Annotated in this window: 10 protein-coding genes and 1 pseudogene; 4 read left to right on the top strand and 7 right to left on the bottom strand. The window is 56.7% G+C overall.

What is annotated here, in order from left to right; all coding sequences use genetic code 11:
• Nucleotides 1-136 precede the first annotated feature (136 nt).
• Entirely contained in the window at nt 137-859 is a 723-nt protein-coding gene (locus NCHU2750_RS21215) for a GntR family transcriptional regulator (protein ID WP_119943783.1), read from the top strand.
• A 116-nt stretch (nt 860-975) separates the two neighbouring features.
• On the opposite strand, the gene NCHU2750_RS21210 is transcribed toward NCHU2750_RS21215, so the two are convergent.
• A complete protein-coding gene (locus tag NCHU2750_RS21210) occupies nt 976-2,082 on the bottom strand; it encodes a Fic family protein (RefSeq protein WP_119943782.1) in 1,107 nt (368 codons plus the stop codon).
• Between the two features lie 207 nt (nt 2,083-2,289).
• Here NCHU2750_RS21210 and NCHU2750_RS21205 point away from each other — a divergent pair.
• Nucleotides 2,290-4,634: pseudogene (locus NCHU2750_RS21205) on the top strand (hypothetical protein).
• A gap of 210 nt (nt 4,635-4,844) precedes the next feature.
• On the opposite strand, the gene NCHU2750_RS21200 reads toward NCHU2750_RS21205, so the two are convergent.
• From NCHU2750_RS21200 to NCHU2750_RS31310, 3 genes are read right to left on the bottom strand one after another with little or no spacing between them, the layout of a single operon-like run.
• Nucleotides 4,845-5,093: a PQQ-binding-like beta-propeller repeat protein gene (locus NCHU2750_RS21200; protein ID WP_119943781.1), complete on the bottom strand. Its 249-nt coding sequence runs from the start codon at nt 5,091-5,093 to the stop codon at nt 4,845-4,847.
• The gene (locus NCHU2750_RS21195) at nt 5,090-5,614 is read right to left on the bottom strand and encodes a LysR family transcriptional regulator (protein WP_162939734.1); all 525 of its coding nucleotides are present in this window, start codon (nt 5,612-5,614) and stop codon (nt 5,090-5,092) included. The genes NCHU2750_RS21200 and NCHU2750_RS21195 overlap by 4 nt, the downstream gene beginning before the upstream one ends.
• Before the next feature lie 51 nt (nt 5,615-5,665).
• Nucleotides 5,666-5,827 carry a DUF4326 domain-containing protein gene (locus NCHU2750_RS31310; RefSeq protein WP_119943779.1) on the bottom strand — a complete coding sequence of 54 codons (162 nt, stop codon included), beginning with the start codon at nt 5,825-5,827 and terminating at the stop codon, nt 5,666-5,668.
• 663 nt (nt 5,828-6,490) lie between these two features.
• Between NCHU2750_RS31310 and NCHU2750_RS21180 the strand changes: the two genes are divergently transcribed.
• Both NCHU2750_RS21180 and NCHU2750_RS21175 read left to right on the top strand, forming a co-directional pair.
• Nucleotides 6,491-6,694, top strand: coding sequence for a cold-shock protein (locus tag NCHU2750_RS21180; protein WP_119943777.1), 204 nt, complete (start codon nt 6,491-6,493; stop codon nt 6,692-6,694).
• 359 nt (nt 6,695-7,053) lie between these two features.
• Nucleotides 7,054-7,425 carry an amidase family protein gene (locus NCHU2750_RS21175; protein ID WP_119943775.1) on the top strand — a complete coding sequence of 124 codons (372 nt, stop codon included), beginning with the start codon at nt 7,054-7,056 and terminating at the stop codon, nt 7,423-7,425.
• A 2,046-nt stretch (nt 7,426-9,471) separates the two neighbouring features.
• On the opposite strand, the gene NCHU2750_RS31190 is transcribed toward NCHU2750_RS21175, so the two are convergent.
• The 3 genes from NCHU2750_RS31190 to NCHU2750_RS21165 form a co-directional block, all read right to left on the bottom strand.
• The gene (locus NCHU2750_RS31190) at nt 9,472-9,594 is read right to left on the bottom strand and encodes a hypothetical protein (RefSeq protein ID WP_256377710.1); all 123 of its coding nucleotides are present in this window, start codon (nt 9,592-9,594) and stop codon (nt 9,472-9,474) included.
• A 224-nt stretch (nt 9,595-9,818) separates the two neighbouring features.
• Complete coding sequence (locus tag NCHU2750_RS21170) at nt 9,819-10,844, bottom strand: Ldh family oxidoreductase (protein ID WP_119943773.1); 1,026 nt, start codon at nt 10,842-10,844, stop codon at nt 9,819-9,821.
• On the bottom strand, nt 10,841-12,031 hold the full coding sequence (locus NCHU2750_RS21165) for a M20 aminoacylase family protein (protein ID WP_119943771.1): 1,191 nt from the start codon (nt 12,029-12,031) through the stop codon (nt 10,841-10,843). Before NCHU2750_RS21165 ends, NCHU2750_RS21170 begins: the two co-directional genes overlap by 4 nt.
• Nucleotides 12,032-12,080 lie beyond the last annotated feature (49 nt).

Below are 12,080 nucleotides of genomic sequence, written 5' to 3'. Positions count from 1 at the left end.
AGTCCCCTTTTGTTGGTGAAGCCGCAAGGAATGTTTTGCAAGGGGCGTGCCAATCTGCGAAATATTGTGAAAACAAAGGTGCGCTCAAGATTGTGCGCAATCTTGAGTGTAGCGATTAATCGCGGAGAGCCCAAAGATGAACCAGAAGACGCGTTTGGTGGGCGTGATGAATGAGCGCAACCGTCCCCGGACAGAGGATGCTGAGGCCGCCTACCAGCATCTGTTCGACGCGATTGTCGATCAGCGTCTTTTGCCTGGAACGAAGCTCACGGAGATCGCCCTGGTCGAAGCATTTGGCGTGGGGCGACGTATGGTCGCCACCGCCCTGCAGCGCCTGCACTGGGAAAAGCTTGTCGTCTTCATTCCCAACCGGGGAGCCTATATCGCGGCCCCCGACGCCGACGAGGCCCGGCAGGTGTTTGCCGCCCGTGTCGCCATTGAGGCCGGCACAACCGAAGCGGTTGCCCAGGCGGCCGATCCGAATGCGATTGCCAAGCTGCGCGACAATATCGAGCAAGAGCACAAGCTCCGCGAGCAAGGCTATATCCGCGAGGCCATCCACCTGTCAGGCGGCTTCCACACATTAATGGCAGAGCTATCAGGTAATCGCGTTCTCGCAGATCAGGTGCGGCTGCTGGTGGCTCGCACCAGCCTCATCGTCAACCTGTTCGATAACCAGATGGGGCTCGCCGGTTGGCATGATCATCATGACGACCTGATCGAGCACTGCGAGAAAGGCGAGGTCGAACAGGCTGTCGCCCTCATGCGCGAGCATATTCTTGAGATCCGGGACGCCCTGGCGCTCGATCGGCGCAGGCCGGTCACGTTTGATATGGTCCGGGTGTTTGCGAAAGGTTGACGGCGCCTGCAGTAATCTTGTCAGTCGGACAGGGCACCATGTTTTGGCTTTGAGAGGAATCGAACAGCCGTTCACCTAGATAATGGCTTTGATGAAGTTCATTAACAGGCGTCAATTTATCTCACCAATGACAGCGAGTAGCGCGTATGCCGACGTTCACCGGTACGCGTGAGCGCACCGATCTCCACGAGTTGCTGGAGGTCGCGTGTCGCTGTCGCGCGGGATGTGTTTGTGATCGAGATGTAGTTTTCTGCACTTAGGCCGCCCTTGAAGCCCGCTGTCCCTTCCTTGAAGATGCGCGCGACCACCTTTTCTTGCCGCTCGTTCAGTTTGGCTCGAAACCGGTCGTAGAATTTTGCTTTCTGAATAAAGAAATCTATGCGCTCAAGCGTTGCCCGTTGAGCATCCAGGATCGTCTCCGAAAAGAAAAAGATCCAATCGGTGATATCAAGCGTGCGCTGGTGGCGCTCAAGCTCGGAATAGTAGGCCTTCCGGTTCTTCTCAATCATGAAGGCGAGTGAAATGAGGCTTGGTTGCCCAATGTTCTGCGCCAGGGATTTCTCAGCAAGCGCGCGCCCAATTCGGCCATTACCATCCTCAAATGGATGAATGCTTTCAAAATAAAGATGACCCACTGCTGCGCGCGTTAGAGCTTGGAGCGGTGTTTGGCCATCCGGCTCGGATCGATTGAACCATTTGATGAAGGTCTCCATCTCAGTTTTAACCTGGCGAGAAGGGGGAGCCTCGAAATGGATTGTGGGCTTATCCAATCGACCTGACACGATCTGCATCGCGTCTTCATGCTTGCGGTAATCACCAATCGTCTCAATGTATCGATTTCCGGCCATCAGCATCGAATGCCAATGAAACAATTCTTCACGATCCAACGGCTTATGCCAGTTTCGATAGACATCTGCCATCATCTCCGCGATCCCGCGTTCTTGGGGGCGGATCTGCCTATCGTCAGTGTTGAGGCCGAACTGCCGGCGGAGCGAGGATTGAACACTTGCGCGATCCAGAAACTCCCCCTCGATCTCTGAGGTCTTGACCGCTTCGTCGCTCAGCAATTCAATGCGAAGTTGATTGCTGTCATCCTCATTGAAATGCCGGACGGCACCAATGACCTCGCCGGCGGACTGCAGGAATTTCTGTTCCAGCGGTATCACGCTTGCTGCGTCATACCTGAAATTTGGCCATTCGGCATTCTGCCAGTTCCATTTCATGAGCTATAGCCAGCCTTTCTATAGCTCATGATTATTGCCATAAATGAGTTATTGCAAGTCCGTCTATCGCTCAACACAGCATCTGTAGCTGTCGATCCAAGCAGCAGCGATCGAAAGGTTATCAACCTAGCCTAAACATATTTTGTTAAAGCTCACCTCATATTTCCGCTCGCCCTCGGCATTAGCGCCGAGAGAAACGGAATGAGCATGACCAAAAACGACATTTCATCACGGCATTTTCAGCAAAAGATATCCGACTTCTGCGAGCTACGCATCGCTCCCATCGCGTCCGGGCGTGTAGTTGACAGTATCCGACCTTACCTTGTCAGTTTGATTATCTACCGGAAATCGCCCCCGCTCCTGAATGGCCATATCGACTGGACGGCAATCGGCCAGGCCTGCGGGATCGAAGCCGAGTTGACGCTAGAACTGAAAAAGCAGCTCCGGCCAGGCCTCGATGCAATCATCCGGTGGCTCGCCCCTCCACCGGCAGCCGAAGGACGACGGCCACCAAAGCCGGCAGCTAGCCCGCGCAAAACTGTGCTCGCCAAAAAGGTTGTCTCCACATCCTCGACCAGAAAACCGCAACGCGCAGTGGCCGACGATTCCTTTGTCCGTACTGCGTCGACACAGCCTGTGCCCGCACCGAAGCCGATCAGTCCGTTCCCAGAACCACTATTCGACGCCACAGAAGATCCGGCAAGCTTTCAGGATGCACTGGCCTATCATATGCGGCGGTTCGGCGACACATATTGGCAGCTCTATCGCGCCGTTGTCCGTCTCAACGAGACCTTCGACAACAAGACGCTGCTTTCCTGGATCCAGGGCGAGCGTGTGCCCCGATCTGTTGCCAGTTTCGATATCCTTCGCAGGATCGAGCGGCGCTATCGTTTGCCAGAGGGATATTTCAAAGAGAAGCTGCCTCATCAAGCACGTTCGCTTTACGGTCACGATCTCGGTGATATCAGCCCGGCTGAGCGGCGCAGGATTGCATTGCACCTTCCGGATGACTTCAGCAGTCTGCCTTTCACCAAACGCGAAGAGATCCTCGATTGGGTGCGCCGGGTGATCATTTCCGGATCAACGGAGTATCGTCGCTATCAGGCGGCGGCCAGCAAACAACGATATGCGATTCGCTTTCCCGGCGTCACTTATGGCGGAAGCGCTTTGTCGGCCAGATCCTTGGCATCCGTGGCCGTCGCCAATCAGAATCAAGCGGCCGAGTTCGATGATCCTGACCTGCTCTCCGGCGTCGTCGACGCGCCGCCGCAGCTTGCCATGGAAATTGCAGATCTCATCCGCTTCAAAACCTCGACGTTGACGGCAATTGGATTTCAGCGGAACGGCGTTTGGGGTGAGGAGACGGCCTCTCAGAAGATTGAGCACCTCGGCCTCATGTTTGGGGCGCTGGCCGCTTCACCTAACGGTGCAGTAAAGGGTTTTGGCGTTCCGCTCAGTCATTTGAGTTTTGGCCTTCTCATCTTCCCTGGCGTTTGGGACTGGTATCTGCAGTGGCGGGAACAGCGCCGTGGCTTCTATACCAAATGGGAAGAGGACATGCTGATGGTTGCCCAAGCCCTTTCTCGCGCCGACGTTGGTTGGATCCGGCAGCATCCGGAACTGCTTAAGAACATCAGGCCGATCTCAGGCTTGATTGAACAGGAAGAAATCGACTTCGCAGCTCGCGATTGGCATGGGGCCTGCGACGCTTTCCACCGACATGCCGCGAACAGATCCAAGGAAATCCAACGCGTCATGCGTGTTCATCGCGACCCGTTCGAGCCGATCATGTGTGTTCTCGAAGCCGAGAGCCCGTTGGCGGAATATCGCAAGATCACAGACGAGATCCTTGCACGTATGCCGGATGAGAACAGATATCCACGGCCAGCGGCCGAGGCCGTAAGATCATTCCTGCTGCTCAGGCTTGGCCTGCACCTCGGGCTGCGGCAAAAGGACCTTCGCCAACTGCGTGTCTGCCCGCGAGGACATTATCCGACATCAGAACGCCGACTGGAGGACATGAAATGCGGGGAGTTGCGCTGGAGTGATCGCGATCAGGGGTGGGAGGTCCTTATCCCGTCGGTCGCATTCAAGAACTCCGGCTCATCCTTCTTCGGTCAAAAGCCGTTCCGGCTGATCCTGCCAGACCTGCTCGATCTCTACAAATACCTCGATGCGTACATCGACCGCCATCGCGGCGTTCTGCTTGGCGGTGCCAGAGACCCTGGAACATTCTTCGTCAAGACGGTGAAGACAACCAGCATCGATGCTGCCTACAACTCGACCACGTTCTACGAGGCTTGGCGGACTGCGATCCAACGTTACGGCATCTACAATCCCTACACAGGGCGAGGTGCAATCAAGGGCTTGCTACCGCACGGACCCCATAACCTGCGACACATATTCTGAAGCAGACCGGATCCTACGAGCAGGCGAGCTACGCCATTCAGGATACGCCCGATGTCGTTCAGCAACACTATAGCCGCTTCTTGCCACAGGACAAGGCAGCTCTGGCTGCCAAAGTTCTCAATCAGGTTTGGGAGGCTGCGTAGGCTCGGATGGGATGCTCGGCTTGGACGTTGCCTACGTCCGAGCCGACATCGTCGTTTCACTCTTGATGGGATCGGAACGATCGTCCAACGCATTTTCTTCGAAAGGCTTCTGAAAAGACTATGCTTTATCGAAGCCTCGGCGAAGGTGGCATAACCCATCTAGGGTCTAATTGGGCGGCCTCGACAGAACGGGCCGCCCTTTGCCATGATCTATTTCTGATCAGGAAGGGCATAGGCGACAAGAGTATCGCCGCACCGTGTGATCAGACCAGCGTGGCCGCCTGCAGCGATAACCAAATACTGCTTTCCAGTCGCTGAGGAGCGATACGACATCGGACCCGCCTGACCACCCGCTGGAACGCGCCCACGCCATAGCTCCTTGCCAGTGCGGGCATTGATCGCGCGCAGGTATTGATCTAGCGTCGCTCTAATAAAGGTAACACCTGTTTTGGTGGTCACCGAACCGCCTTGGCTTGCCCCGCCGCGAGAAAGCCCTCAAGAAAGACCGTCATTCCTTCGATGATCCGAAGCTCAACGCCTGGTAACCAATCTTGGCAATGTTCCACGATCAACGGCGCGAATAGCTCCGTACATGATGGCGGGATTCCAATGGAAACCTTGCCTTGCGGCCGCTCCGCCTGAGATTTAACCGAACGCGCCAATTCGTCGGCACTTTCAAGGATTGCAAGACCTTTGCGATAGACTTCCTCCCCCGTCGATGTGAGCTCTACCCCTCGCGTTGTCCGAAACAGTATTTTGGTCCCGAGTTCTTCCTCGAGGAGTTGCACCTGTCGGCTGATCGCAGGCTGTGCAATCAAAAGCTCCGTTGCTGCCTTGCTGAAGCTTTTGTGTTTTGCAACGCTGACAAAATAACGAATCTGCTTGAGTTCCACTGCAATCCCCTTGATCGTCCTCGGAAAATGCAAATTTTGTGCCAACAGACGCTCGGCGTTTGCCGGGTAGCGACTAGCTTCGCGCAACCATGACACCGGACTTCGCTTTTGCTGAGGGCTGACTGGGACGGGCTTGCGCTAAATGCCGGGGGAGATTGCAGTCAGGCATCCTTCAACCGCTAAGTCATAAACAAAGAGGATTTCCGCATGGCATTGCTGGGGCATGCACCAGCAGATTAGGTCTTTGCCCGGCGGCGTCGCCTTAACGGAGCTGCCAGCGCACGAAGGCCCATCAAGCAAGCTTCATACGCTGATCGACCCCGCCACCTGATGGATCGCGTTGCGCGTGAGACTGGCTTTGTCGATCTCCGCCGCATGCGCGAAGCCTTCTTGCGCCAGTAGGGTCAACCGCCGCAGACGATCCGTCTAGTGGCGAGAGCAGACTGCCCCCGCGCGATAGCAGATCTCTAAATGGTATCGAATTCACGCCCCTCTGAATCGGCGGCCTATGCGAATGAACGCGTTGAGGCTCGCGCGTTGCACGAAATGCCACCGAGAACCCATTGCTCTCCGCAAACGCCTGCCATCAAGCGGAGCGTGGCCACCACTTCCTGATGGTCATACGGCCTTGGGAAGAACGCTGGTCGGTCGGAATTGCGCTATCATCTAGCCGGAAATGTCCAGACGTGATGAAAATCTCGATCGATGGCCAGCGATCGAGAATTGCGGTGGCCAACTTTGGGCCATTCATCGACTCAGGCTTATCGGCGTCGGTGAATACGATGGTGATGTCGGTTCTGCCCAATAAGAGCCATCAGAGAGCGCGACCTCTGGTGCATTCAGTGCAGGATGCGTATGAGTGAGATCAATGCCAATGCAGCACGCCAACGCCGTAGCCAGGCCTTGATGTTTGCCGCATTGATCCCTAATTCGATACGCTCTCAGCCAACCAATGAGGACACTATGGCAACTGGTACGGTCAAATTTTTCGCGCAGGACAAAGGTTTCGGATTTATCACGCCGGACAATGGCGGCCCGGACGTGTTCGTCCATATCTCGGCTGTCGGCTTCGGCGCCTCCCTAACGGATGGCCAGAAGGTCAGCTACGATGTCGGCCAGGATCGAAAGACTGGAAAGTCGAAAGCTGAGAACGTCACCATTCTCTAAACTGGTCTGCCGGGCCTTTCTTCTGACCGGACCACTTTGCATGTTATCGGGGCGTCCGTCGTCGAGATTGGAATGATCATAGCCTTGACCGGTCGGCGTCAGATTCGGCCAGGACACAACCTGATCTGGCGCTTGCCATTCGGTGCCGGCGCCAGATCACTTCAAGATCGGCTGTTCTTACAGTCTGTACCCACCGCTTGCTTCGATAACTTGTCCCGTTACCCAGCGGCCCTCATCCGATGCATGGCACGGCATCTCCTGAATATCCCGATGGCGGAGGCCGCGACCATCCATAAAGCGACGATATCGGAAAATCCGACTGATTACGCGCCCGGCACCCGCGACCTGCCTCGGCAGGAATGCAGATCCCGGCGATCACCTATATTGAGGCAACACGCTATCAGGCCGTCTTGAAGACGCAATTGGCCGGACATATGGGTGGGGTGAATGCACCTATCGCCCCGACCATTCCATTCGTCGCCCCCGCCAAGCGATCCGGCGCTTCGGCCGATGGCGACGAGGAGATCATCGCACTCTCGCACGCCAATCTCACGGTCGCGCCAAGCATATCCATCGCTTACCGCCAGTATAACGGCCTGCCGGTCGGATTGCAGCTCACCGGCATGATCGTTGCCGACAAAGACCTTATAACTGCCGCTGCCCTTATTGCGCGAATTCTCCGCTGGGGTCAGGATCTGGAATTTACGGAGCTTGGCGGTTTTGTCCCTTGAGGGTTTCGCGGATCTACCCGCACTGATGGCTGCACGCAGCGATCGTGCGGTATCGGGTTTCACAAGGTCGAACGTTGCATTGGCTCGAAGCGAACTTCTGGCTCACCCGGTAACCTTGTTAGATCATTCGTCCCTGCGTTCCCTCTCTGGGAACCGCCCTCGGTTCGCTGCCGGTCTGATAAAGAAGTGGCGAAAGCTGGGTCTATCACTCCGGCATAAACTTGCTGATCAGATGGGGATCGCCGTCCAAGACGTCATCCGCCGCTGGCAAGTTTGATCCAGTCTGGGCCTGACCTCTCCCCTCCCCTGTCGACCAGATAAAACCAATTCGCTTTAAAGACTGAAGTTCTGGCCCGCATGAGGCGGGGACATCGCCTTCACGTTCGGCAATACCGCTGATTTTGCCCCAATTAGCCCCGACTTGCTCACGTATCCATTTTCGTGCGCGGCGCTAACCGTTTGATATAAAAACAAACGCAAAAAGCAACGAAACCAAATCCACGGTTTAGTTTCGCTACTGCAGTATTAACCATAACGGAAATCGTATACCTTGCTTGTAGCGGCAGCCGGCTACGTCATGCCGAGTATGCTCGACTGTAAAAGCGCGTCTAGTTTGATAGCATTTCTTCTCATAAGACAAGCACAGGATCTGGCCGTTGACAGCTGTCAACAGATTTGGCCGACAGATGTGAGCACTCCGCCCCCTGGTATCGATCGACGAGCTGAAGTCGCCGCGCCCATTTCAGACGACTCAATATTTGTCCTCCCAGAATATCAAGCGACATTGCCGACCAGCCAGGCCCTTCACATCATATCGGCCCTGCCAACGCCAAGCACCTAAGCAACCGCTGGAGCACGATCCTTGATCGAGGCCGCATCGAAAGCCGGCATCTCGACATGTTATGAGGACGGGCTGAGATGGCTGCGCCTGTCCTTCGAATGAGATCTGTGGAGCGAGCGCAGCCCCCCCCAAATGAGAACCGAGACATATATAGATGTGAGCAGCTTCACCCTCGCCTCGCGACCCTGAGAATTCCGCCCCATCACAGCAACTCCCGAGGCCGTGCCCAGCATCCCCCACCGCAGCCGACTCTCGTCAAATCCCCCCCCACCATTCCAAGATCAAACTCTGCATCTGCTGCCAGGCGCCATTCTAGAGACCCTCGCGAACCCCAAACACGCTTCATCACCACCCTCCCCAGCATCCCGATACATATCCCAACCTATGCGGCGGCAGTGGGCCCAGCGACTACCGGTGTAACCGCCCAGTAAAATGAGCAGCACAAATACAACCGAGCCAACGCACTCCACGACAATGACATATCGCGGGCAAGCCAGGCCCCGTTGACGGATGCCAGATAGGCCGCCTGCGTCGATATCAATCCGTCAGCTTTCGGAATACGGGCTAAGCGCTACTCTGCACTCAAAGGCTGCACAACAGCCGATCTGCGGCAGAGGGGCGACGAGGCTCTCCGAAAGCCCGCGCGACAAGCACAGCAGGAACGGCCGGAAGAGGACCAAATGACAGAGAATGCTCCCACGATATTGGGGCCGACATGGATACACAAGCACAGTCGCGAATCGCGGACGACGACCTGTTGACAGCTGTCAACAGCTGGAATTCGTCGCCGATCGACGACCTTCGCGCTGAGGCATTTCGGGTCGCAACGACTATCGTAAACGCCATCAACAAGTCGGGCTTCACCACCCGGCGCCACATACATAACTGCTCACCCTGCTCCTCGGCGCACGGTAAGCGGGAGCTAAGTAGGGCAGGGCGGCGTACCGCCCCATGACAGAACCGACGGCCCCGCCTCCCCGAATCTGATCAACAGAAAACAAGAGGACCCATGGCTGCTGAAGCCTAGCAGGTCGCGATCTTTCAGATTCGCGTACCGCGCTTTAGCTGTCTATTTTTGCACATGTCTTTATCCCGAAACCGGTGACCATTTTCGGGAGACATGCTGTAGCCCTCCACCGCACTGTCGACGCCAATTGACTTGGGATCCGATAAAAAAGGCCCACTGGTCACAGCCCTCATCACCGTCATGCTTCATGATGGCCAGCCAGCGTATCGTCGCAGGAAAGCGTGATCCCCAACTGGCGAAAACGATAGAGATCCATGTCATCGAGCGTCGAGCAATCCCATGAGGTCAAGAAGATAGCCATCGCCAAACCCAAAGACGGACAAGATCAATACAGACCGCTGAGCTGCCGCGCTTCGCGCGCCGCACGATCGGGCGACGGCGCAGAAATCCGCCAAGCCATTGATTCACTTCGCCCCGATGAGTTAATTGATTATTAACCCATCGGACTGTTTTCTTGCACCACAGCAGCATCTCGGGCATTATCCAACAGTGCATCGGTACCGGCGCGCCGCATGCACTCACAGATCAGGCGCCAGATAGCGACCTCAGCTTCTCATAGTTCTCAACGGAAAGCGGGATGCCATCGGTCGTTGCACGTGCCCGGGTCAAATGACGTCGGTCTCCCGGCAGGCGATCCTGTCCGGCCTCCAACACGAGTTCGCATATCCCGGCAACACGCTCCGCGAAGGCATCATTGCCGCCCCGCTCAGGATCGATGACCACAAAGAACTGTCCGGTAAACGGGGTCTGTGCACCCTTATGACCGCTCCAGTCGAATTCCCCCGAGAAGTAGCCGCCGGTCAACGCCGCGCTCAGTATCTCGACCATCAGCGCGATCGAATTTCCCTTGTGTCCGCCGAACGGCAGCAGGGCGCCACCGTCCAAAATAGCCTTAGGGTCAGTGGTGGGTTCACCGTCCCTATCGACCCCCATGCCGGGCTTAAGCTCATGGCCTTCGCGGGCGGCAATCTGTACGTCCCCATGAGCAATCGCGGACGACGCCTGGTCAAACACAAAAGGCGCCTTGCCGGCTCTGGGCGAAGCAAATGCCACGGGGTTGGTACCAAACACCGCCTTAGTACCGCCGTATGGCACAACGCAGGCCATGCTGTTGACAGCACTCAGCGCAACGAAACCCTCTTCGGCAAATGGCTCGACATCTGGCCAAAGCGCGCTGAAATGATGTGAACGGCGGATGGCAAGGACCGCTACTCCGGTCTGCTTGACCTTTTCAATCAACAAGGGCTTTCCGGCAAAGAAGGCAGGTTGAGTAAAGCCACCCTTGGCATCCACCCGTACAAAGGAAGGGCCGACATCCTCGACTTCCGGCACGGCCTGACCGTCTACCCAACCACTATCGAGCGACGACACATAGCCCGCCATGCGGAAGATACCATGGCTGAGCGAGCCGTCGCGTTCGCAACCCGCGCAATTTTCCGCAAGGATCCTCGCGTTGCTTGTTGATACGCCATGGGCGATAAAGATTGCCTCGAGCAAAGACACAAGCTCGGAATAGGGGAGGTGGATGGTGTTCGTCTCGGCCATGGTCATTCTCCTGCGCTGCCATTCAGTCTCTGGTCCACCAAAGCCAGCCAGTAGCTAACCCCGTGGACGATTGCGTCGTCGTTGAAATCATAAGCCTGATTGTGCAGGTCGGCGCTATTGCCATTGCCGATCCAGATCATCGCGCCCGGCCGTTTCTCCAGCATATAGGAGAAATCTTCAGACCCCATGGTCGCCGGCCAGTTGGTATCCACCTTCTCGGAGCCGGCGACGATGCTCGCCGCCTTCGCTGCCTCCACGGTCATGGCAGGATCGTTGACGGTTACCGGGTAGCCCGGTCTCCAGTCGATCTCGGCTTCACAGCCGAAGGATTTCGTCGTAGCGGTGACGACTTCGCGAAAACGCTCCTCGACCATCCTGCGGGTCTGCGCGTTCATCGTGCGGATCGTACCTCCGACACGGGTAGCCGAAGGGATGACGTTCAGTGCACCGCCATTGCCGCCTTCGAGATAGGTGATCGATACGACGACCGGATCAAATGGATTGGTGAAACGCGAAGCGATCGCCTGCAGCGCAACGATCGTCTGCCCGGCCGCCAGCACCGGGTCATGCGACAGATGTGGGTAGGCCGCATGGCCTCCCTTGCCTTTGATCGTCACGAGAAACCTGTCACCACCGGCCATGATCGGGCCGCTGCGAATGGCGAACGAGCCGACGTCAAGACCCGGGCAATTGTGCATGCCATACACCTCTTCGATACCGAAGCGGTCCAGCAGGCCTTCCTCGATCATCACGCGCGCGCCGGCCCCTCCTTCTTCCGCCGGCTGGAACACCACAACCACCTTACCGGCGAAATCCCGGCTTTCGGCAAGCTGTTTTGCGGCAGCGAGCAACATCGCCGTGTGGCCGTCGTGGCCGCAGGCATGCATCATATTTTCTACCTTCGATGCATAGGGCAGGTTGGTCTGCTCCGACATCGGCAACGCGTCCATGTCGCAACGCAGGGCAATCGTCCGTCCCGGACCCAGATTGCCATTGATGACGGCGACCACGCCCGTCTTTGCCAAGCCGCCTATGATCTCGTCACAACCGAACTGCTTCAGCTTCTCGCTTACAAGCGCGGCCGTCTTAGGCAAATCAAACAAGAGTTCAGGATTTTGGTGGATCGTCCGGCGCCAGATCTTTGCTTCTTCTGCGAGAGAGAGAAGTGAGGCATGTGAGCGGTCAGTGGTCATGCGGTCTCCGGGCGGCAGGCAGATATCCCACTTCTGATGAACTGCGCGG

It is taken from the genome of Neorhizobium sp. NCHU2750 (genome assembly GCF_003597675.1).
Taxonomy (GTDB): Bacteria; Pseudomonadota; Alphaproteobacteria; order Rhizobiales; family Rhizobiaceae; genus Neorhizobium.
Note: the sequence above shows the minus strand (reverse complement) of the source record. Positions and strands in the feature narration are given on the sequence as shown.